Consider the following 23083-nt stretch of genomic DNA (forward strand, 5'->3'; position numbering starts at 1 on the left):
CTCGGTGGGGTGTCGTGTCGTCAAAGATGACGCCCGAGATCACCAGATTCGCAAACATCTCGCCTACTGGATATCCCATCTCGCCATGTGGACACCGGTCGTTCGCACAGCGAACCGTCCGAGGGGCTAATCGACCCTGAGGCTGTCCTGGATCGCCCTGATCTCGGCGAATGCGTCGTCCACCTGGTCGCCGGCGCAGGTCCCCGTGATCTGCACCACATCGACGACGGGCCCGTTCGTCAGCACGGCCATGCGGAGCGCCTGGACGAGGGTCCGACCGGCGCCGTCGGCGAAGTACCCCTCGACGCGCAGGCCGCTCACGCCCAGCATCTCGCACGCCTCTTCCCGCAGCGTCTCGGTGAACCGCGGCAGCGCGGCGAGCCGGGCCTCGACCTCCGACCGTGCGTCAGCGACGGTGTGGCCCGCACCCGCGCGCTGCACGGTCACGAGCACGTTCGGGCGGAACTGACCTGCAGCGACCTCCTTCGCCGCAGCCAGCGGCAGCCCCACACCAGCGAGCGCGACCCACCCGGAGGGGCACGCCATGGCGAGGGCCGGCGCGGCGGGGAACGCCTCGCTGGGGAACCGCAGCACCGCCTCAGTCATCGGACTCGACATCGAGGAGCGGGAGGTCGGCGTTCGTCACGAGCCGGGAGGTGACGGCGTACTCGACGAGGCGCGCCCGTCGGTTCGTGGCGAGCTGCTTGGGGCCGCCGCGCAGTCCCTTGACCCCCATGCGGTCCAGCTTGTCGCAGACGTTGTCGAGCTTGCGGTTGAACCGGGTGGTGGCCCACCCCAGCCGCTTCGCCGCCTCCGCGGTCGACGGGATCTCGCTGAGCCCCGCGCCGTCCCGCTTGAGCATCGGCTCGCAGAGCGCGACGATGAGCTGCTTCTGGCTCGTGGTGAAGGAGATGACTCCGATCGTCGTCTCCCCCTCGAGGGACTCGTCGGTGAGAACCTCCTCGTACGGGGATCCCTCGAGGTGGGCGACGATCTCGTACGTCGTCGGCCCCGCGGTGAAGACGATCGTCGTCGTCTTGAAGACGATGGGCAGCCGGTTGCCGGGCGAGAGCCAGGACTGGACGCCTCCGCTCGCGTCGCAGATCGTCGCCGAGATGAGCGACCCGACGTTCGCGAGCCACCAGATCCCGTCCGTGTAGCTGATCCGCAGGAACCGCCGGTGCAGATAGGGGTTGTCGTCCACCGAGAGGTCGGCCTCGCGGCCGACGTCGAACGGCTCGTCCAGGGCGGGCCGGAACCACTCGCCGCAGTACTCGATCGCCAGCTCGGTCTCGGTCATCGCCACCACTCCTTCATCGTGCCTGCCCGGGTGGAGCGAGCCGCGGCGATGCCACGGTGCGTCGATGACGACGTCCTCACGACGACGTGCCCTGACGGCCCCGGTGCACTCTATCCGCAGGGCACCGTCGAGGACCACGTCCGACTCAGCCGAGGCACTCCACCGCTGGCTCCGCCGACACCCGGCCGCTGCGGACGATGACGACCTCGAAGCACACCGCGTCGACCCCGAACGTGTTGACGGAGGCGGTGAGCGCGGTCGTCTGACGCAACGGGATCTCGGAAGGCTCGTCGGCGGCAGCGTCCTCGCCCGTGCGGGAGCGGTAGGCGTAGAAGTCGCCGTCCTGCGGGTCGGGGTTCACCCAGGTGAACACCGCGAGGCTGTTGGTCTCGGCGACGGCCAGCTCCGCAGGTGCGGGCACCTCGGAGTCCGGGAGGCGCGGACCACGCAGCGCGTCGTAGAGGAGGAACCCGCCGCCGGCCCCCAGCCCCACCGCGAGGACCGCGAGGATGCCCGCCGGAGTCATGATCCATCGTCTGCGGGGGTGCGGTCGATCGGTGCGGCTCCGGTACCCCGTCGCTCCTGTCGTTCCCGTCGCGCCGCCGTACGGCTGCCCCGCCAACGACACACTGCTGGTCGTGGACGCCGGGCCGGACATGGACGTCGAGAGGTAGCCCGACGACGTGCCGGACTGCGACATGCTGGACTGCGACGCGGAGTCCGACCACGCGTGGCCCGCGCCTGCCGTGACGTACGGGAGGCCGCGCAACGATCCATAGCTGCTGTGGCTCTGGCTGAGGCTGCTGGCCACCCCGTCGGGGAGCCCGGAGGTGGTCGCCGGGCGTGCCGGCGCGCTGCTGTGGGTCATTCCGTACGCGGGGTGCACCCGGTCGCTCGCCAGCCGCATGCGGGTTCCACCGTCGACGTCGTCGTCGTCCGCGACCGCCTCGACGACGGGGCCGGAGCCCGCGGGGTCCTCGAGGATGTCGATCGGGGTCGTCGCGAGGTTGAGCTCGATCTGCACCTGCTGCAGGGCCCGCCCGAGGTCGAGCATCGTCGGGTAGCGCATCGCCGGGTCCTTGGCCATCGCGACCTCGAGCACACGCTCGAGCGACGCGGGCACGTCCCCGCGACCGATCGGGGGCACCGGCGCCGTGGTGATCCGCTCGATGAGCGCGCGCTGGTTGTTCGTCCCTCCGACGACCTCGAACGGCGACCGGCCCGCGAGCAACGTGTAGACCGTCGCGGCCAGCGACCACACGTCGCTCGTCGTGCCGCTGCGCGGCTCCGCGGCAAGGTTCTCGGGGGGTGACCACGGGACGGACATCCCGTCCGCCCCGGCCTCGCTCTGCTCGATGGTCGCCGAGATGCCGAAGTCGGTGAGCGCCGGGTGGCCGTAGTCGGTGACGAGGATGTTCGCCGGCTTGATGTCGCGGTGGACGATGCCGGACCGGTGAGCGGTCTCCACCGCCCCCGCGATCTGCACGCCGATGCGCAGCGCCTCCGCGATGCCGAGACGCTCCTTCTTGTACCGCGCAGAGAGGTTCGGGCGCGAGCAGTACTCCATCGCGAGGAACAGCCGCCCGTCGGCAGTGACGTCGCTGTCGAAGATCGTGACGATCGACGGATGGCTCGAGACCGCCGCCATGAGGTCGGCCTCGGCCGCGAAAGCCTCCCGTGTGACACCGTCGGACCACTGCGGCAGGAGCACCTTGACCGCCACGAGACGCCGGGGCCGGTGCTGCTGGTAGAGGAAGACGTCGGCAAACCCGCCCGACCCGATGACCCGCTTGTACTCGTACCCCTCGATCTGCGGGGGGACGGACGGCGGACGGCGGGATCTCATGCCATGCCCTCGAAGGTGAGCAGGACGCCGTCGCCCAGGTCGACGACGTCGCCCGCGGCGACGAGTGTCGGCTCGTGCGGGTGCAGCCGGCGCGGCGACTGCCCGTCCCGCAGGAGCGTCGTCCCGTTGACCGTGTTGAGGTCGACGACGAGCACGTGCCATCCCTCGAGGCGCACCTCGATGTGCGAGCGCGAGACGTCCTGGCTCGGGCTGACGACCGTGACGAGACGTGGTGCGTCGGCCCCCGTCGCGGCGCTCTGCGCCTGCGGGAACCGCCCGACGACGACGGGCTGGACCAGATCGACGACCTCGCCGTGCGCGAAGGTGATCCGACCGAGCGACGGCCGCTCGACGAGCTGGGCGTTGGGGCTCAGTCCTCCCCCGCACTGCAGGCACGTCATCCGCACCGGCGGGTTGGCGTGGCCGAAGTAGCAGGAGCGCGCGAGGATCTGCGGGCCCGGCGGTCGGGGGGTCGGCGAGCTGCTGGCCGACGGGGCCGGGCCCTCGCCAGGCCCGCCGGACGTGGCCTGCGGCCCCACGGCCTGGGGGCCGGTCGGGTTCGGCGCCCCGGACGGCCCGGGGCCGGGGTACCCCGGACCCGCCCCGGGCTGCGGCGGCGCGTACGGGGACGGCGCGACGGGCGCTGGCGCGTACGGTGCGGGCGCGAAGGGCACGGGCGGGGTCGGTGCAGCAGAGAGATCCGCGGTCCCGCTCGGAGCCCCCCACGCCACCGGCGCACCGGAGGGAGGTGGTGCGCTCGGGGCGATGCCGTACCCGACCACCGGTGTCATGCCGGTCGTGGCAGGGAGTGTCGCAGTGCTGGACGGTGGCGGCGGCGGGACCGGGGGCAAGGGGCGGGCCACGCTGGCCGTGTCCGCGGTGATGGGCGCGGGCTTCACGACCGACGCCGCACCAGGCGAGAACACGGTGCTGTCGTCCAGGTCGTCGTCCGCGTCCCCACCGTCCGTGTCCGCACCGTCCGTGTCGCGGTTGTCCTCGGGGCCCGGTTCGTGCTCGCCGGCCGCACCGTCGACGAGGTCGTCGAGGACCTCGTCGTCCACCGGATCCTCGTCCGTCGTGCGCCACTCGTCCGGGTAGGCGGCGAGGGTCCGGCCGAACTCGAGCTCAGCGCGCTGGGCCTCGTCGAGCTCCGGTGCCTGGGCCGGTGCGCTGACAGAACGCAACGCCGCGCGTGTCAGGGGACGTTCCTGCTCGGCGACGCTGCCCGGTCCGTCAGCAGCCGGCTGGGCGTCGGACGGTGTGTCCGCAGCATCGGGTCGGGACTCAGGCAGGGGATCGAGTGACGGCACACCCGGGAGCTCCGAGACGTGGGCGACGGGCTCGGCGGACTCCTCGTCAGGCAGCGCCTGCGCATCGGACCCGGGAACAGCAGGCACGTGCTCGGTGTGTGCGGGCGCGACCGGCGCCTCCGCCCGGACAGGCTCGGGCGCAGCGTCCGTGAGGACAGGGTCGACGGGCGCCGGCTCCGCGGGTCCAGGCTCTACGGGTCCAGGCTCCGCAGGTCCAGGCTCTCCGGGTCCAGGCTCTCCGGGTCCAGGCTCCACGGGCGCAGCCTCCACGGGCGCAGCCTCGTCCAGTCGAGGCTCGACCTCGGGTCCGGGCTCCGCAGGGGCGGACCCGTCGGCCGCCAGTTCCGCGTGCGCGCCACCGGTCTCCTCCGCCTCGACACCGGCCTCCTCCGGGGTGAGCAGCTCGCCCGTGATGCTGCCGGCAGAGCCCCTCTCGCCCGCGGTCTCGGTCAGAGGCGCGGTCGCGGTAGCGGTCACAGGCGCGGTCGCGGTCGCGGTCGCGGTCGCGGACCACGTGAGCACGCTCACGGGCACGACCGCGTCGGACACCGGCAGCGCACCGTCGATCGGGTTCGGGCCTTCCGCATCGGCCGCGCGGACGGACAGCTCGTGCACACCCGTCTCGCGCTTCTCCACCCAGGTGGTCACGTCTCGTCCGACGACGTCCTGCACGGCACCCTCGGTGCTCACCGACACGGCCAGCGCCCCCCGTGCCGCGACGTGCGCCGCGCCGTCGGCGACGACAGCGACGACGAACGACGGCAAGGCGCGCCACGTCGGATCGAGCACGGTCGTCACCGCGTCGAGGACGGCCGCCATCCCCGCGTCCGGTCCGAGGTGCGCGAGCTGCTCATGCAGCCGGACCGCACGCTGGCCACCTACGGACGACTCGACCACGACCACGAACCCCGGCCGCACCAGTGCGAAGTCGGGACCGGGCACGTAGCGGAACGGCATCTGAACCTCATCCATGTGTCATGCGTCGTGGCTCGCCCGCACCACGCGGGCGTCTGCTGCAGGGTCGGGCGCTGGAGCGGCACGGCTCCCGTGCGACGGTAGCCTACGCCGACAGGACCGAACCCCGACGGTGCCGCGACGCGTCGGCGAGGGCGACCGGCCCGACGTCGACGACGACGACGGTGATGTTGTCCCGCCCGCCCGCGAGCAGGGCGTAGTTCACGAGCTGGTCGGCGGCCAGCTGGGGGTGCGGCTGTGAGCGAAGCACGCTCGCGATGCGGTCCGGCGTGAGCTCCTCGGTCAGACCGTCCGAACAGATGAGCAGGCGGTCGCCCGGCACCATCGGCACGTACCAGCAGTCGGGCTCGGGTGCGACGAGCCCGCCGAGGGCGCGGGTGATGACGTGCCGGCGCACGTACGTGCGCGCCTCCTCCGGGCTCACCGAACCGGAATCGACGAGCTCCTGGACGAGCGAGTGGTCGTGGGTGACCTGCTGGAGGTCACCGTCCCCGAACCGGTACGTCCGCGAGTCACCGACGTTGGTCACGAGCCAGGCGGGCGCGCCCTCGTGCTGGACGACGACCGCTCCGGACAACGTCGTCCCTGCCCCCTTGCCCGGCGCGGTCGTGATGCGGGAGACCGCCCGGTGCGCATCGAGAACCGCGGAGCGCACGTCCTCCGGGGTCGTGTCCGTGGACTCACCCAGCTCGCAGAGGATCGCGACCGCCGTCGCGCTCGCCCGCGCTCCGGCCTCGTGGCCACCCATGCCGTCGGCGACGAAGTAGACCCCGCGCGCCGCATGAAAGGAGTCTTCGTTGCTGCCGCGGCGGCGTCCCGCGTGGGTGGTGGCTCCCCACCGCAGGGTGCTGGTGGCGGTCTGTATGCTCACGTGCCCACCACCCCGCTCCTGACTCGGACCTGTCCGAGGGCTCCTGCCCGACCGGTGCGGACGAGACGCAGAAGGTGCACCTGAGGCGCACCCTGGGGTGCACCTGACGTCCGACCCTGGAACTCGACGGTATGCCCATGCCACCGTCGATGCGATGGGGACAACTCCCCAGGGGGATGGTGCCGCGGCGTGCCGCTCGGCTCAGGCCGTGCGGTCGACGAGCGCCTCGGCGAAGGACACGAGCGCGTCCTTGACCGGGCCGGACGGCAGCGGCGTGAGCTCGGCGACAGCGTCGTTCGCCCAGGCAACGGCCTGCGCGCGGGTCTCGGCGACGACGGGGTGCACCCGCAGCGCCGCAACAGCGCGCGCGAGGTCCTCGTCGGAAGAGAGGTCGCCGTCGAGCATCGCCAGGATCGCGAGGTCAGCCGGGTCGGGCGAGCCGCCGTCGGCCGCGATCTTGGTCCGCAGGAGGAGGACGGGCATCGTCGGGACACCCTCGCGCAGGTCCGTCCCCGGCGTCTTTCCGGTGGTGATGCCGTCGGAGGTGAGGTCGATCACGTCGTCGGCCAGCTGGAACGCCACGCCGAGCTTCTCCCCGAAGTTGCCGACGACCTCGACGACCTCGGGTCGGCATCCCGCGAAGCGCGCGCCGAAGCGGGCGGACGTCGCGAGCAGCGACGCCGTCTTGTCGGAGAGCACCTGGAGGTAGTGCAGGACCGGGTCGTCCTGGTCCGTCGGACCGACGGTCTCGTGGAGCTGGCCCAGGCACAGCCGCTCGAACGTCTCGGCCTGCAGCCGCACCGCCTCCGGTCCGAGACCCGCGACGGTGCGGGAGGCACGGGCGAAGAGCAGGTCACCTGTGAGGATCGCCACAGAGTTCCCCCACACCTCGTGCGCAGCGGGGGCACCGCGCCGCAACGGCGCGGAGTCCATGACGTCGTCGTGGTACAGCGTCGCGAGGTGGGTGAGCTCGACCACGACGGCGGCGTCGAGCACCTCGGGACGGCCCGGGTCCCCGAGCTCGGCCGTGAGCAGGGTGAGCAACGGACGCAGCCGCTTGCCACCGGCGTTGACGAGGTGGCGTGATGCGGTGTCAGCGAGCTCGTCGACGTTCGTCACGGAGTCCCGCAGACGCTCCTCGACGAGCGCGAGGCGGCTCGTCAACCTCTCGGCCAGGTCCGGGTCGGGCAGCGGCAGCCCGATCGTCGAAGTAGTCACACGTAGAACTTAGCCGGTGGCGCCGCGGAACCTGGCACGGGCGTGTCGTGCCCCTGCCAGGTTCCGTCGGTCAGCCCAGTCCGGTGACCCGCGCCACGAGGTCCAGGACGGGCGAGGGGAACACTCCGAGCACGATGACGGCTGCCGCGGTGACGGCCACGACGACGGCCGTGTAGCCCTCCGACGCGACGACCGTCACCTCCCGGGTGCCGGACGCGACGAGGACCGAGGACCGCGCTGCGGCGCCCCCGGGGTCAGCCTGGGCGGCGGTGGCGCCCGCCACGTCGCCGACGCCGTCCGAGCCGGTGGTGAGGCCGTCCTCGGCCGCGTCGTCACGCGCCGGCTCCTGCGGAGACGTGAAGAACATGATGACGATGACGCGGATGTAGAAGAACACCGCCACTGCCGAGGCGAGGACACCGACGACGGCGAGCACGGTCGCGCTGCCCAGGATCGAGTTCCCCTCCACCGCGGCGCCGAACACAGAGAACTTCGCGATGAAGCCGCCGGTGAGCGGGATCCCCGCGAACGACAGCAGGAAGATGGCAAAGGCTCCTGCGAGCCACGGGCGACGCCGTCCGAGCCCTGCCCACTGACCGAGGTGCGTGGCCTCACCGAGGATCTCTCCACCCGGCCCGACCTCGCGGACGAGGGTCACGACGGCGAACGCCCCGACGGTCGTCAGCCCGTAGACGAGCAGGTAGAACAGCACGCCCCGCAGACCTGTCGAGTTGAAACCCAGCACACCGACGAGGAGGAACCCTGCGTGCGCGATGGACGAGTACCCGAGCATCCGCTTCATGTCCGTCTGGGTGGCGCCGACGACGGTCCCGACGACCATGGTCGCGATCGCGACGACCCACAGCGCGGCCTCGACGGCCTCGACCATGGTCACCGTCCCGAGGAACGCGCTCGAATAGAGGATGCGCATGAGCGCACCGAAGGCCGCGATCTTCGTGCATGCCGCCATGAAGCCGGTCACCGGCGTCGGAGCGCCCTGGTAGACGTCGGGCGTCCAGGCCTGGAAGGGCACGGCGCCGACCTTGAACAGCAGCCCGGAGAGCACGAGCAGCATCCCGACGAGCCACAGCAGCTCCCAGCCGTCCGGGACGGTCCCGTCAGCGACGAGCACGGCCATCTGGCCGATGCCCTCGAACGTCACCGATCCCGAGTACCCGTACAGGAGCGCGGTGCCGAAGAGGAACAGCGCTGACGCGAAGGACCCGAGGACGAAGTACTTGAACGACGCCTCCTGCGACAGCAGGCGCCGGCGCCGCGCCATCCCGGACAGCACGTACAGCGGGAGCGAGAGCACCTCGAGGGCGATGAACATCGTCACGAGGTCACCCGCGACAGGGAAGATGAGCATCCCGCCGACAGCGAACAGCAGCAGGGGGTAGACCTCCGTCTGCTCGATCCCCTTGCGGCGTGCGAGGTCCTCGTACTCCGACCCGGGCACCGCCGCGGCACTGGGCGCGAAGGCGTCCTGCTTCGCGCCGGTCCGGTCGGCCACGACGAGGATCGCGACGAACGCGACGAGCGCGATGATCGCCTGGAACAGCAGCCCCGGTCCGTCGATGGTCAACGCGCCCCCCAGCACGACGACGAGCTCGGAGCTCCCGTCGCCGAACCAGCTCGCGCCCTGCCAGACGAGGACACCGAACGCCGCGGCCACGGCCACGAGCGCGAGGACGACCTGGATGCCCCGTCGTCGCCCGGAGGGCAGGAACGCCTCGAGGAGGACCCCGACGACGCCGGCGCCGAAGACGACGAGGAGCGGCGCGAGCGCACTCCACTGCACCTCTGGCGCGACGAACACGCCCTGCGCGGCTGCGGCGATCATGACTCGCTCCCCTCGGTGGTGGCGGTGGTACCGGTGGCGGTGCGCTCGGCCTGCGGGTCGCTCACCCCGACGTCGACGAGCGTCTGCTCGGCGGGTGCGTCGACGAGGTCGAGCGCGGGACCGGGGACGAGCCCGAGGACGAGCAGCGCGGCCACGAGCGGCACCGTCACCCACGTCTCACGAGCACTGAGGTCACGCGTCTCGGCGAGCTCCGGCCTGACGGGCCCGGTGAACACCCGCTGGTAGGTGAGGAGCACGTACAGGGCCGCGAGGATGACACCGAGCGCTGCGACGACGGCCGCTGGCTCGTTGCGGCCGTAGGTGCCGACGAGCACCATGATCTCGGAGACGAAGGTCGACAGGCCGGGCAGCGCCAGGGCGGAGAGCCCGGCAACGAGGAACACGCCGGCGAGCACTGGGGTGACCTTCTGCAGCCCGCCGAATCCCGCGATCTCTCGGGACCGCCCGGACGGCGAACGGACGACGAGGAACCCGGCGACGAGGAACAGCAGCCCCGTCGAGATGCCGTGGTTGACCATGTAGAAGGACGCTCCGGCGACGCTCACCTGGGTGAACGCGAAGATGCCGAGCACGATGAACCCGAAGTGGGACACCGACGTGTACGCGATGAGCCGCATGAGGTCGTTCTGGCCGAGCGCCAGGAGGGCCCCGTAGAGGATCGACACGACCGCGAGGACGATGATCACCGGTGCCGCCCAGCGGGACGCCTCCGGGAACAGCGGCAGGCACAGCGTGAGCATGCCGAACGTCCCGACCTTGTCGAGCACGCCCACGAGGAGCACCGACGTGCCCGCGGGTGCGTGCTCCGCGGCGTCCGGCAACCAGGTGTGCACCGGGAAGAGCGGAGCCTTGATGGCGAAGGCGAGGAAGAAGCCGAGGAACATGAGCCGCTCGGCGTTCTGCCCGAGGTCGAGCCCCGTGAGGTTCTCGGTGAGGAACCCCTGCTCCCCGCCGGGTCCGGCCACGTAGAGCGCGATGACGGCGACGAGCATGACGAGGCCGCCGGCGAGCGAGAAGATGAGGAACTTGATGGCCGCGTACCGCCGGCGTGCACCGTCCCCGAACGCCCCGATCATGAAGTACACCGGGATGAGCATCGCCTCGAAGACGACGTAGAACAGGAAGACGTCCCGCGCGGCGAACACGACGACCATGAAGGTCTCGAGGACGAGGACGAGAGCGAGGTAGTGCCGCGCACCGGCGGCGGACTGCTCGCGCCACGCCGCCGCGACGACCAGCGGGACGAGCAGCACGCTCAGTGCGACGAGCAGGAGAGCGACACCGTCGACACCGACGGCGTAGCTCACCCCGAGCTGCGGGATCCAGGCGTACGTCTCGGTGAGCTGGTGCTCCCCCGCACGGGAGACGTCGAAGGCGCCGAACGCAGCGACGAGCAGCAGGAGCTCGCCGAGCGCGACGGTGAGCGCGACCGGGCGGGCGAGCCGCACGGACCGGGCAGGCAGGGCCCACAGCACGAGCGCGCCGACGAGCGGCCACGCAGCGAGGAGCGTGAGCCACGGGATGTTCGGGTCGATGGTCATGGCAGCCGTCCTCTCAGTTCCACACGGTCAGGACGACGATGACGAGCACACCGAACCCCGCGAGCATCATCGCGGCGTAGGACCGCACGTAGCCGTTCTGCATCCGCCGCACACCTGCGCCGAGGAGACCGAGCACGTGCGCGAGGCCCATGAAAGCCCCGTCGACCACGCGCTTGTCCCCGTACACGAGCGACCGCGTGAGGTACTGCCCGGGGCGCATGAGGACGTTCTCGTTGACAGTGTCCTGGTAGAGGTCCTGACGGGCCGCCCGGGTGAGCACCGAGCCACGGGGTGCGACGAGCGGCACCGCCGACGCGGCGTACTGCCGCCACGCGAGGAACACCCCGACGGCGACGAGCAGCACGGTCGCGCCCATGATCACGGGGATCGGGAGCACGGGATCGTGGTGCTCCACGTGCCCGGTGACGGGCTCGAGCCACGTCGTGAACGTGCCACCGACCATGAGCAGGCCACCGAGGGCGACCGATCCGACCGCGAGCACCATCATCGGGACGGTCATGAGGCGGGGCGACTCGTGCGGGTGCCGCACGGGCAGCTCGTCGTCGGACAGCGCGCTCGTCCAGCGCGGGTCGCCGTGGAACGTCATGAAGAACAGGCGGGACATGTAGAACGCCGTGAGACCGGCACCGAGGAGCGCGACGCTGCCGAACACCCACGGCTGCCAGCCCTGGCCGCCGTCGGTCGCGAACGCCGACTCGATGATCTTGTCCTTGCTCCAGAACCCGGACAGTCCGGGGAAGCCGATGATCGCGAGCCAGCCGGCCGCGAAGGTGAGCCACGTGACCTTCATGAACGCTGACAGCCCGCCGTAGCGGCGCATGTTCACGTCGTCGTCCATGGCGTGCATGACGGACCCTGCACCGAGGAACATGCCGGCCTTGAAGAACCCGTGCGTGACGAGGTGGAAGATCGCGAAGGCGTAGCCGATGGGTCCGAGCCCCGCCGCGAGCATCATGTAGCCGATCTGGGACATCGTGGAGGCCGCCAGGGCCTTCTTGATGTCGTCCTTGGCGCAGCCGACGACCGCACCGAACAGGAGCGTCACCGCACCGACGATCGCTGTGACGAGCAGGGCTGTGGGGGCCTGCGTGAAGATCGGCCCCGAGCGCACGACGAGGTACACGCCAGCGGTGACCATCGTCGCCGCGTGGATGAGGGCAGACACCGGTGTCGGGCCCGCCATCGCGTCACCCAGCCACGACTGGAGGGGGAACTGCGCGCTCTTGCCGCACGCGGCGACGAGCAGCGTCAACCCGATCGCGGTGAGCACGGCCGTGTCGGCGTCCCCCGCGAGCACGGTGTCGAAGTCCACCGCGCCGAACGTCGCGAACATGAGCATGAGCGCGACGATCATGCCGACGTCGGCGACGCGGTTGACGATGAACGCCTTCTTCGCGGCGGTCGCGTTCGCGGGCGTGTGGTTCCAGAACCCGATGAGCAGGTACGAGGCGAGACCCACGCCCTCCCAGCCGACGAACAGCAGGAGGTAGGAGTCGGCGAGCACGAGCAGCAGCATCGCCGCGACGAAGAGGTTGAGGTACGCGAAGAACCGCCGGCGGTCGGCGTCGTGCTCCATGTAGGCCACGGAGTAGACGTGGATGAGCGTGCCGACGAACGTCACGAGGAGGACGAACGTCATGCTCAGCGGGTCGACCCGCAGCCCGGCGTCGACCTCGAGGGCCCCCGCGTGGATCCACTCGGCCAGGTGGACGTCGACCACCCTGTCGTGCGCGTCGAGCCCGAGCAGCGCGAGGAGGACGAGGACGCCGACGACGAAGCTCGCCGCCGAGGCACAGACGCCGAGCCAGTGACCCCAACGGTCGGAGCGTCGACCTGCGAGGAGCAGGACGGCTGCGCTGACCAGGGGGATGGCGACCAGCAGCCAGGCAGCATCGATCAAGGACGTGTCCACCGCGACCGCCTCAGTTCTTCAGCAGGCTGGCGTCGTCGACCGACGCGGACCTGCGGGTTCGGAAGATGGACAGGATGATCGCGAGCCCGACGACGACCTCGGCAGCGGCGACGACCATGACGAAGAACGCCACGACCTGACCGGTGAGGTCCCCGTGCATCCGCGCGAACGTGACGAACGCGAGGTTCGACGCGTTGAGCATGAGCTCGATCCCCATGAAGACGATGATCGCGTTGCGCCGCAGGAGCACCGTCGCGGCGCCGATCGAGAAGAGGATCGCTGCGAGGACGAGATAGTTGCTGAGGTCCATGTCAGCTGTCCTCCTCGGTGGTGCGTGCGGGGGGGATGCTCGGCGGGGCGTCGCCGTCGGGCCCGGCGACCTGCGACGTGCCGGGCACGGGGCGCTCCTGCCCCCGCACGCGCAGCACGCGGGAGACGGAGGACTCGATGGGCCGGCCCTGGGGGTCGAGCGCCGGAACGTCCATGGCGTTGTGCTGGGCGTAGACGCCCGGCGCGGGCAGCGGGGTCAGGCTCTCGCCCGCGGAGACCCGCGCGGCTGCCATCTCCTTCTGCCCGACGCGCTCGGTGAGTCGCTGCTTGTGCGTGAGGGTCAGCGCGGCGAGCGCCGCGGTGACGAGGAGGACGCCGACGACCTCGAGGTTGAACACGAAGTCGGCGAAGAGGATCCGGGCGAGCGCGACCGGGTTGGTCTCCTCGTTGGCGACCTCGAGGCCGATGCCCTCGGGGAAGGCGACCCGCAGGAGGACACCGACGAGGACCGCGCCGAGCCCGAGGCCGAGGAGCCAGCCGACGACCCGCTGCCCCCGGATGGTCTCGACGAGCGAGTCCGAGGCATCGACACCGACGAGCATGATGACGAAGAGGAAGAGCATCATCACCGCCCCGGTGTACACGACCACCTGGACGATCCCGAGGAACGGGGCCTCCTGCGCGACGTAGAGGACCGCGAGGCTGACCATGACGAACACGACGCACAGGGTGGCGTGCACGGCCTTGCGGGCGAATACGAGGCCGAGCGCGGCGAGGACCATGAGGGGCGCGAGGCACCAGAAGAGGATCGCCTCGCCCTGGCTCGCCATCAGCGCACCGTCCCTGCGGTGCCGGCGGCCGCGGCGCGCGCGGAGGCGAGGGTCGGGTCGTCTGCCCGGCGCTCCGCCACCCAGTCCACCTGCTCCGTGACCGGGTGGGTGACCTCGCCGCGGTAGTAGTCCGTGTCCTCGGTGCCCGGGACCATGGGGTGCGGGGCTGCGAGCATGCCCTCGCGCACCGGTGCCAGGAGGTCCTCCTTCTCCCAGATGAGCCCCGCGCGCGTCGGACCGGCGAGCTCGTACTCGTTGGTCATCGTCAGGGCGCGGGTCGGGCACGCCTCGATGCACAGCCCGCAGAAGATGCACCGCAGATAGTTGATCTGGTAGACGCGGCCGTACCGCTCGCCGGGCGACATGTGCGCACCCTCGGGGAGGTCGGCGTTGTCGGCGCCCTCCACGTAGATCGCGTCCGCGGGGCACGCCCAGGCGCACAGCTCGCAGCCGATGCACTTCTCGAGTCCGTCGGCGTACCGGTTGAGCTGGTGCCGCCCGTGGTACCGGGGCTTGGTGGGCACCTTCTCGAACGGGTACTGCTCCGTCACGGTCGGCCGGAACATCGAGGAGAGCGTCACGCCGAACCCGGCGACGGGCGCGAGCATCTCGCGGATCCCGGTCGCCGGTTCGATGAGCGGCTCATAGGGCTTCGGGTCGTCACTCATCGTCGGCCTCCTTGTCGGTCGTGGGGTGCGCGGCACCGATCGCGGCGCGCGCCCGGCGCTCGGCGCGGGGCGACGGCGGGAGCTTCTGCCCAGGCAGCGGTGGGACGGGGTACCCGCCGGCGAACGCGTCGAACGGCGCGTCACGCGGGTCGGCCTTCGGCTCCTCCTCACGCTTGTCGGGCAGGACCTGCAGGACGATGAGCGCCACAGCGGCGACGACGAAGATCGCCAGCGCGGTCGTGCGCATGTCCATGCCCTCGAAGTCGCGCAGACCGCGGATGACAGCGACGCACACGATCCAGCCGAGAGCGGCCGGGATGAGGACCTTCCAGCCGAACTTCATGAACTGGTCGTAGCGCAACCGCAGGACCGTGCCGCGGACCCACACGAAGAGGAACATGAAGCCCCACATCTTCACGAGGAACCACAGGATCGGCCACCAGCCCTCGTTGAACATGCCGTCGTTGACGGCCGAGATCGGCCACGGGGCTCGCCAGCCGCCGAGGAACAGTGTCGTGGCGACGGCCGAGACGTTGATCATGTTGATGTACTCGGCGAGGAAGAACCACGCGAACTTCATCGACGAGTACTCCGTCATGTACCCGGACACGAGCTCGCCCTCGGCCTCGGGGAGGTCGAACGGCAACCGGTTGGTCTCGCCGATCATCGAGATGATGTAGATGACGAAGGCGGGCAGCAGGGGTATCGCGAGCCAGTAGTCGGTCTGGTAGTCGACGATCTCGCCCGTGGACATCGAGCCCACCATGAGGAACACGCTCACGAGGGACAGCCCCATCGCGAGCTCGTAGCTGATGACCTGGGCGGTGGACCGCACCGAGCCGAGCAACGGGTAGACGGACCCGGAGGACCAGCCACCGAGGACGATCCCGTACACGCCCAGCGACGCGCACGCGAGGATGTAGAGCACCGCGACCGGGAAGTCGGTGAGCTGCGCCGGCGTCGTGATGTCGGTGAAGGGGATCCTCACCTCGGGCCCGAGCGGGATGACGGCGAACGTCAGCAGCGAGCAGAACACCGCGATCATCGGCGCGAGGATGTAGACGAACTTGTCCGCAGCCTTGACGGTGATGTCCTCCTTGAGCAGGAGCTTCATCGCGTCGGCCAACGACTGCAGGAGACCGAAGGGCCCGTGCACGTTGGGGCCGGGGCGCACCTGCATGCGGGCGACGACCTTGCGCTCGAACCAGATGGCGATGAGCACGCTGGTGAGCAGGAACACGATGATGAGCACGGCCTTGACGATGTACGTCCAGATCGTGTCGTTCGAGAAGTCGGCCATCACGCGCCCTGCCCTTCGACGACTGTGGCGGGCGCGCTGGGGACAGCGGCCCGGGCGATGCGGACGAGCGAGCCTGGCGCGGCGGCGAGCGACTGGTGGACCCGTGAGCCCGGTGAGGACAGCGGCACCCACACGACGTGGTCGGGCATCACCGTGATGACCACCGGAAGGGTGATGCTCCCCTGCGCCGTCGCGACGGACAGGAGGTCCCCGTCCCGCACGGGGCCGCCGGCGACACCCGCCGCGGTGGCGGCGGAGATGCGGGCGACCGGACGCTTGGCGGTCCCGGCGAGGAACACCTCGCCGTCCTGGAGGCGGCCCGCGTCGAGCAGCATGTGCCAGGACGCGAGGACGGCGTGGCCGGGTGCCACGGTGGGCGGTTCGAGGGCCTCGACGTCCGGGGCGGGCGTCCGGGTGCCGTCCCAGGCGCCGAGCTGCTCGATCTCCCGGCGTACCTCCTCGAGCGTCCCGGTGCCCAGCCGGACGCCGAGGGCGCCGGCGAGGGCGTCGAGGACGCGGTGGTCGGCGAGGGCGCTGGAGTCGAGGGTCTTGGGGAACGGCCTCAGGCGTCCCTCCCAGTTCCAGTACGCCCCGGCCTTCTCGGCGGGCGGCGCGACGGGCAGCACGACGTCGGCGAGCGCCGTGACGTCGCTCGCCCGGACCTCGAGGGACACGACCACGTCGGCGACCTCGAGGGCAGCGCGCGCCCCGACCGGGTCGGGCAGGTCGGCGAGCTCGAGCCCTCCGACGACGACCCCGCGCAGCTCACCGGCGGACAGCGCCGCCAGGATCCCGGCGGTGTCTCTCCCGGGGGCTGCCGGGAGAGACCCGGTGCCCCATGCGGTGGCGACGTCGACGCGGGCAGCGGCGTCGGCCACGGGGCGCCCACCAGGCAGGAGGCCGGGCAGGGCGCCGGCCTCGACCGCACCCCGCTCCCCGGCACGCCGGGGCACCCAGGCGAGGCGCGCACCGGTCGACGCCGCGAGGCGCAACGCGGCGGAGTAGCCTCCCGGCACCCCGGCGAGCCGCTCCCCGACGAGGACGACGGCGCGCCCGGGCTCGGCGTCGGCGAGCGCGGACCGGACCTCGGACAGCTCGCTGCCGGAGGTGATCGCATCCATCACCTCGGCCTCGGTGCCTGGTGCTGCGGGCACGAGGGTCCCGCCGTGCTCGCCGAGCCGCGCGAGCCCGGCAGAGGCGAACGGCGCGATGCTCAGTGCACGCAGCCCACCGGCGAGCGCAGCCTTGCGCAGCCGGAGGAAGACGACACCGGCCTCCTCCTCGGGCTCGAGTGCCACGAGGAGCACCACGGAGGCGCGCTCGAGGTCCGCGAACGTCACGCCGAGACCCGTCCCGGCGACGGCATGGGCGAGGAACGCCTCCTCCTCGGTGGAGTGGACGCGGGCGCGGTGGTCGACGTCGTTGGTCGCGAGCGCGACGCGGGCGAACTTGCCGTAGGCGTAGGCGTCCTCGACCGTGAGCCGGCCACCTGCGAGCACGCCGACGCCGCCACGGGAGTGCCGGTCCGGGGCCGCCGCCGAGCGGAGACCCGCGACGGCCACCTCGAGCGCCTCGGCCCAGCTCGCGGGCCGCAGCTCGCCACGGAAGCCGTCGGCGCCACGCTCGCGGATCATCGGGGTCGTGATGCGGTCGGGCGCGGACTGCCACGCGAAGGCGAAGCGGTCCTTGTCGGTGATCCACTCCTCGTTGACCGTCGGGTCGTCGCCGGCGAGACGACGCATGACGCGCCCACGCCGGTGGTCGATCCGGATGGCGGAGCCGGAGGAGTCGTGCTCGGCCACGGACGGGGTCGAGACGAGGTCGAACGGCCGCGAGCGGAACCGGTACGCCGCGTTCGTCAGGGCCCCCACGGGGCAGATCTGCACGGTGTTGCCCGAGAAGTAGGACGCGAAGGGTGCTCCGGACTCGTCCGGCTCGGCGGTGCCCACGGGGGCGTCGATGCCGGACTGCGCAGGGCCGTCCGCGTAGGTGTCGGAGACGAGGACCGGGTCGGGAGCGCCGGTCGGGTGGTGTTCCCCGACGCTCAGGCCCGACACGTCCATCGACCCGCGGTCGTCGGCGAAGCCGAGCACCTCCGGGTCGAACCGGCCGATCTGCTGCATCGCGCCGCGCTTCTGCAGGTCGATGAAGGCATCACCGGCGATCTGCTTCGAGAACCGGGTGCACCGCTGGCACAGGACGCAGCGCTCACGGTCGAGGAGGATCTCGGTCGAGATCGCGATGGGCTTGGGAAAGGTGCGCTTGACCTCGAGGAACCTGCTCGTCGCCCGCCCGTTGCTCATCGCCTGGTTCTGCAACGGGCACTCCCCGCCCTTGTCGCACACCGGGCAGTCGAGGGGGTGGTTGATGAGGAGCATCTCCATGATGCCCTTCTGCGCCTTGTCCGCCACGGCGGAGGCGTGCTGGGTCTGCACGACCATCCCGGGCGTGGCCTGCAGGGTGCACGACGCCTGGGGCTTGGGCATGGGCCGCACGTTGCCCTCACGGTCCGGCGCCGCGACCTCGACGAGGCACTGGCGGCAGGCGCCAGCAGGCTCGAGGAGCGGGTGGTCGCAGAACCTGGGGATCTGGATGCCCAGGTCTTCCGCTGCCCGGATGACGAGGGTGCCCTTCGGGACGGACGTCTCGATCCCGTCGATGGTGAAGGTGACGCGGTCGCCCTGCTCGCCAGTCATCAGTGACCTCCTGCGGGAGCGAGCGCGCCGGAGCGTGCACGCTGGGTGGGGGTGTACTCGAAGAGCGCGGAACGCTCGGGCGGGAACAGCTCGCTCGCGGGCGTGTGCATGCCGGCCTCGAACTCCTCCCGGAAATACTGGATCGCGGAGGTGATGCAGCTCGTGGCGCCGTCGCCCAACGCACAGAACGCGCGCCCGAGGATGTTGTCGCACGTGTCCAGCAGCGTGTCGATGTCGTCCTTGGTGCCCTGGCCCGCCTCGATGCGGCGCAGCACCTGCTTGAGCCAGTACGTGCCCTCGCGGCACGGCGTGCACTTGCCGCAGGACTCGTGCGCGTAGAACTCGGTCCACCGCGTCACGGCGCGCACGACCGACGTCGTCTCGTCGAAGATCTGCAGCGCTCGCGTGCCGAGCATCGACCCCGCGGCCGACACCGACTCGTAGTCGAGGGGGATGTCCAGGTGCTCCGCGGTGAAGATCGGGGTGGACGACCCGCCGGGGGTCCAGAACTTCAGCTCGCGTCCGCCGCGCACCCCGCCCGCCATCTCCAGCAGCTCCCGCAGGGTGATGCCGAGCGGGGCCTCGTACTGGCCCGGGCGGGTCACGTGCCCGGAGAGCGAGAAGAGCCCGTGCCCCGACGAGCGCTCCGTCCCCATCGAGGTGAACCAGTCGGCGCCCCGGGCCACGATGAGCGGCACGGACGCGACGGACTCGACGTTGTTGACGACCGTCGGACGGGCGTACAGGCCCGCGACGGCCGGGAACGGCGGCTTCAGCCGCGGCTGTCCGCGCAGCCCCTCGAGGGAGTCCAGCAGCGCCGTCTCCTCCCCGCAGATGTACGCGCCGGCACCGGCGTGCACCGTGATGTCGAGGTCGAAACCGGAGCCCTGGATGTTCGTGCCGAGGTACCCCGCCGCGTAGGCCTCCTCGACCGCCTTGAGCAGGCGCCGGTAGACGTGCAGCACCTCGCCGCGCACGTAGATGAACGCGTGGTTGCACCCGATGGCGTAGGACGTGATGATCGCGCCCTCGATGAGGAACTGGGGGGTGGCCATCATGAGCGGGATGTCCTTGCAGGTCCCCGGCTCGGACTCGTCGGCGTTGACGACGAGGTAGCGCGGCCCGCCGTCGGGCGCAGGCAGGAAGCCCCACTTCATGCCGGTGGGGAAGCCCGCTCCCCCACGGCCGCGCAGGCCGGACGCCTTGACGGTCGCCACGACGTCGGCGGGCGACTGCGCCAGCGCAGCTCGCAGACCCTCGTAACCGCCGTTGGCGAGGTAGGTCTCGAGCGTCCAGGACTGGTCAGCATCCCAGAACGCGCTGATGACGGGGCTGAGCTGAGTACTCACTTCGTGCCCTCCGGGGAAGAGTCAGGCTCTGCAGCGTTGTCGACCGGTCCCTCGTCGACCTTGGAGGTGCTCGTCGTGGTGTCCGGCGAGCTGTCCGCGGGCGTCGTCGTCGGACGCTGTGCGCTCGACCGGTCCTCGCCGGTCCCCGGCTCGGCGGCGTTGGTGCTCGTCCGGTCGGACCGCTGCTGGCCGTCCGCCCGGGCCTGGGTGTCCGGCTGCACGTCAGGGTCCGCCGCGCCGTCGGGCGTCCCCCAGCCGCGCTCGCGCGCGAGACGCGTCCCGGCTGTCGTCGGCTCGCCCGCCCCCGTGCCTTCGTCCGCGCGGCCGTCGGGGAACCCGGCGAGGACCCGTGACATGGCCTTGAACGAGCAGACCGACGCGGCTCCACGGGTGGGTGCGACGTCCTTGCCGGCGCGCAGGTCGTCGACGACCGCGGTCGCGCTGGCCGGCGTCTGGCCGTCGAAGAACTCCCAGTTGACCATCATGACGGGCGCGTAGTCGCAGGCCGCGTTGCACTCGATCCGCTCGAGCGTGACAGCGCCGTCCTCCGTCGTCTCGTCGTGGCCGATGCCGAGGTGCTCGGAGAGCTCGTCGAAGATCTCGTCGCCGCCCATGATCGCGCACAGCGTGTTGGTGCACACACCGACGGTGTACGTCCCGTTCGGGCGGCGCTTGTACATGGAGTAGAAGGTCGCCACCGCCGAGACCTCGGCCGGGGTGAGGGACAGCATCTCGGCGCAGAACACGATCCCGTTGCGGGAGACGTACCCGTCCTGCGACTGCACGAGGTGGAGCATCGGCAGCAGCGCCGAGCGCGCCTGCGGGTACCGCGCCATGATCTCGCGCGAGTCGGCCGCGAGGCGCTCGTACGTCTGCGCGTCGTAGCCGCTCGCGCGGCCGGCCGGCTGCGCGCCGGCTCCTGGTGCCTGGACGGTCATCGGTCCACCCCTCCGAGAACTGGGTCGAGCGAGGCGACGGCGACGACGACGTCGGCCACCTGCCCGCCCTCGCACATGAGTGACACGGCCTGCAGATTGTTGAACGAGGGATCCCGGAAGTGCGCGCGGTACGGCCGCGTCCCACCGTCGGACACGAGGTGCACCCCGAGCTGGCCCCGGGGGGCCTCGACGCTCTGGAACACCTGGCCGACGGGCACCCGGAAGCCCTCGGTGACGAGCTTGAAGTGGTGGATCAGGGCCTCCATCGAGGTGCCCATGATCTCCTTGATGTGGTCGAGGGAGTTGCCCATGCCGTCCGTCCCGATGGCCAGCTGCGCGGGCCAGGCGATCTTGCGGTCCGCGACCATGACGGGCTGCCCCGCGGTCGCCTCGAGCCGCTCGATGCACTGCTGGGCGATGCGCAGGGACTGGTAGCACTCCTCCACCCGCAGCACCACGCGGGAGTAGGCGTCGGCGTCCGTGGACGTGGGGATGTCGAAGTCGTACGTCTCGTAGCCGCAGTAGGGGTCCGCCTTGCGGACGTCGTACGGCAGGCCCGCCGAGCGCAGCACCGGCCCCGTGATGCCGAGCGCCATGCACGCCGCGAGGTCGAGGTGACCCACGCCGATGAGGCGGGACTTGAAGATCGGGTTGGCGAGCATGAGGTCCGTGAGCTGCTTGAGGTACTTGCGCACCTCGACCTCGACGCGGCGGAACTCCTGGGCGAGACCCGCCGGGACGTCCTGCGGGACACCTCCGGGCCGGATGAACGCGTGGTTCATCCGCAGTCCGGTGATCATCTCGAAGATCCGCAGGATCTCCTCGCGAGCAGTGAACGCGACCGTCATCACGGTCGTCGCGCCCATCTCGTTGCCGCCGGTCCCCAGGCACACGAGGTGGCTGGCGACCCGGTTGAGCTCCATGAGCAGCACCCGGATGACCTGCGCGCGCTCCGGGACGTCGTCCGCGACCCCCAGCAGCCGTTCGACGCCGAGGCTGTACCCCGTCTCCTGGAAGAAGGGCGCCAGGTAGTCCATGCGCGTGCAGAAGGTCGGACCCTGCGTCCAGGTCCGGAACTCCATGTTCTTCTCGATGCCGGTGTGCAGGTAGCCGATGCCGCACCGCGCCTCGGTGACCGTCTCGCCGTCGATCTCGAGCATGAGGCGCAGCACGCCGTGCGTCGACGGGTGCTGCGGACCCATGTTGACGACGATCCGCTCCTCGCCGAGCTCTGCGGCCTCGGCCGCGATGTCGTCCCAGTCCCCGCCCGAGGCCTCGAACGTCCGGACGCCCTCGTCGGAGACGGGCGGCCGAGTGGCCCGCGGCTGCGGTCCCGCTGTGCTCGTGGCGCTCATGAGTACGACCTCCTCTGGTCCGCGGGGGGCACGGTCGCGCCCTTGTACTCCACGGGGATCCCGCCGAGCGGGTAGTCCTTGCGCTGGGGGTGCCCGGGCCAGTCGTCGGGCATCTCGATGCGTGCGAGCGCGGGGTGCCCGTCGAAGACGATGCCGAAGAAGTCCCAGGTCTCACGCTCGTGCCAGTCGTGCGTCGGGTAGACGACGGTGGTCGACGGGATGTGCGGGTCGGCGTCGGGCACCGCGACCTCGAGCCGCAGCTGACGCCCGTGCGTCACGGAGATGAGGTGGTACACGGCGTGCAGCTCGCGGCCGGTCTCGTGGGGGTAGTGCACGCCGGAGACACCCATGCTCAGCTCGAACCGCAGGTCCTGGTCGTCGCGCAGCGCACGGCACACGGCGACGAGGTGCTCACGCCGCACGTGCAGCGTGAGCTGCGAGTGCCCGGAGCCGTGCGGCGGGTCCACGAGGACGGACTCGACCGCGTCGGAGAACGGCACGCCCGCCTCGTCGAGGACCTCGGCGAGGACGTCCACCGCCTCGTCGTACCAGCCGCCGTAGGGACGCGGGCTCGCGTGCGGCATCGCGACCTGCCGGGTGAGGCCCCCGTACCCGGAGGTGTCACCCGTGCCGTGCACACCGAACATGCCCGTGCGCACGTCGACGACCTCGAGGGGCGCACCGCTGAACATGCCGGGCGCGGTCTCCCCGGGCGCCGCCATGGCGTCGCGCTGCGCCGCCGCTCCGCTGTCGCCGCGCACGTCGCCGCCGGGCGTGACGTCGCTGCCCGGGCCGTCCGGGCCGCGGGACCCGGAGATG

Annotated in this window: 18 protein-coding genes; all 18 read right to left on the reverse strand. The window is 71.2% G+C overall.

All coding sequences use genetic code 11. From position 1 onward, the window contains the following. Positions 1-126: 126 nt before the first annotated feature. Positions 127-606: an LpqN/LpqT family lipoprotein gene (locus AC54T1_RS10715; protein ID WP_484345625.1), complete on the reverse strand. Its 480-nt coding sequence runs from the start codon at positions 604-606 to the stop codon at positions 127-129. Further along, positions 599-1300 (reverse strand): hypothetical protein, encoded by a 702-nt coding sequence (locus AC54T1_RS10720; protein ID WP_484345624.1) that lies wholly within the window; start codon positions 1298-1300, stop codon positions 599-601. The genes AC54T1_RS10715 and AC54T1_RS10720 overlap by 8 nt, the downstream gene beginning before the upstream one ends. Positions 1301-1445: 145 nt before the next feature. Then, positions 1446-3146, reverse strand: coding sequence for a serine/threonine-protein kinase (locus AC54T1_RS10725; RefSeq protein ID WP_496911920.1), 1701 nt, complete (start codon positions 3144-3146; stop codon positions 1446-1448). Continuing rightward, on the reverse strand, positions 3143-5428 hold the full coding sequence (locus tag AC54T1_RS10730) for an FHA domain-containing protein (RefSeq protein ID WP_496911921.1): 2286 nt from the start codon (positions 5426-5428) through the stop codon (positions 3143-3145). Before AC54T1_RS10730 ends, AC54T1_RS10725 begins: the two co-directional genes overlap by 4 nt. A gap of 88 nt (positions 5429-5516) precedes the next feature. Further along, positions 5517-6302: a PP2C family protein-serine/threonine phosphatase gene (locus AC54T1_RS10735; protein ID WP_484345621.1), complete on the reverse strand. Its 786-nt coding sequence runs from the start codon at positions 6300-6302 to the stop codon at positions 5517-5519. A 201-nt stretch (positions 6303-6503) separates the two neighbouring features. Further along, the gene (locus tag AC54T1_RS10740) at positions 6504-7520 is read right to left on the reverse strand and encodes a polyprenyl synthetase family protein (protein WP_496911922.1); all 1017 of its coding nucleotides are present in this window, start codon (positions 7518-7520) and stop codon (positions 6504-6506) included. A 70-nt stretch (positions 7521-7590) separates the two neighbouring features. After that, positions 7591-9363: an NADH-quinone oxidoreductase subunit NuoN gene (gene nuoN / locus AC54T1_RS10745; protein WP_484345619.1), complete on the reverse strand. Its 1773-nt coding sequence runs from the start codon at positions 9361-9363 to the stop codon at positions 7591-7593. After that, positions 9360-10925: an NADH-quinone oxidoreductase subunit M gene (locus tag AC54T1_RS10750; RefSeq protein ID WP_496911923.1), complete on the reverse strand. Its 1566-nt coding sequence runs from the start codon at positions 10923-10925 to the stop codon at positions 9360-9362. The genes nuoN and AC54T1_RS10750 overlap by 4 nt, the downstream gene beginning before the upstream one ends. 13 nt (positions 10926-10938) lie before the next feature. After that, entirely contained in the window at positions 10939-12858 is a 1920-nt protein-coding gene (nuoL, locus tag AC54T1_RS10755; RefSeq protein ID WP_484345617.1) for an NADH-quinone oxidoreductase subunit L, read from the reverse strand. Positions 12859-12868: 10 nt separating this feature from the next. Beyond that, complete coding sequence (gene nuoK / locus AC54T1_RS10760; RefSeq protein ID WP_484345616.1) at positions 12869-13168, reverse strand: NADH-quinone oxidoreductase subunit NuoK; 300 nt, start codon at positions 13166-13168, stop codon at positions 12869-12871. Position 13169: 1 nt separating this feature from the next. Further along, positions 13170-13958, reverse strand: coding sequence for an NADH-quinone oxidoreductase subunit J (locus AC54T1_RS10765; RefSeq protein ID WP_496911924.1), 789 nt, complete (start codon positions 13956-13958; stop codon positions 13170-13172). Next, entirely contained in the window at positions 13958-14626 is a 669-nt protein-coding gene (nuoI, locus tag AC54T1_RS10770; protein ID WP_484345614.1) for an NADH-quinone oxidoreductase subunit NuoI, read from the reverse strand. Before nuoI ends, AC54T1_RS10765 begins: the two co-directional genes overlap by 1 nt. Then, positions 14619-15926, reverse strand: a complete 1308-nt coding sequence (gene nuoH / locus AC54T1_RS10775) for an NADH-quinone oxidoreductase subunit NuoH (RefSeq protein ID WP_484345613.1) — start codon at positions 15924-15926, stop codon at positions 14619-14621. The genes nuoI and nuoH overlap by 8 nt, the downstream gene beginning before the upstream one ends. Continuing rightward, positions 15926-18622 carry an NADH-quinone oxidoreductase subunit G gene (locus tag AC54T1_RS10780; protein WP_496911925.1) on the reverse strand — a complete coding sequence of 899 codons (2697 nt, stop codon included), beginning with the start codon at positions 18620-18622 and terminating at the stop codon, positions 15926-15928. Before AC54T1_RS10780 ends, nuoH begins: the two co-directional genes overlap by 1 nt. Then, positions 18622-19971, reverse strand: coding sequence for an NADH-quinone oxidoreductase subunit NuoF (gene nuoF / locus AC54T1_RS10785; protein ID WP_484345611.1), 1350 nt, complete (start codon positions 19969-19971; stop codon positions 18622-18624). Before nuoF ends, AC54T1_RS10780 begins: the two co-directional genes overlap by 1 nt. After that, positions 19968-20909, reverse strand: a complete 942-nt coding sequence (gene nuoE / locus AC54T1_RS10790) for an NADH-quinone oxidoreductase subunit NuoE (RefSeq protein WP_496911926.1) — start codon at positions 20907-20909, stop codon at positions 19968-19970. Before nuoE ends, nuoF begins: the two co-directional genes overlap by 4 nt. Continuing rightward, on the reverse strand, positions 20906-22264 hold the full coding sequence (locus AC54T1_RS10795; protein ID WP_484345609.1) for an NADH-quinone oxidoreductase subunit D: 1359 nt from the start codon (positions 22262-22264) through the stop codon (positions 20906-20908). Before AC54T1_RS10795 ends, nuoE begins: the two co-directional genes overlap by 4 nt. Further along, the gene (locus AC54T1_RS10800) at positions 22261-22986 is read right to left on the reverse strand and encodes an NADH-quinone oxidoreductase subunit C (RefSeq protein ID WP_484345752.1); all 726 of its coding nucleotides are present in this window, start codon (positions 22984-22986) and stop codon (positions 22261-22263) included. Before AC54T1_RS10800 ends, AC54T1_RS10795 begins: the two co-directional genes overlap by 4 nt. Positions 22987-23083 lie beyond the last annotated feature (97 nt).

It is taken from the genome of Sanguibacter sp. Z41_6, assembly GCF_059621145.1.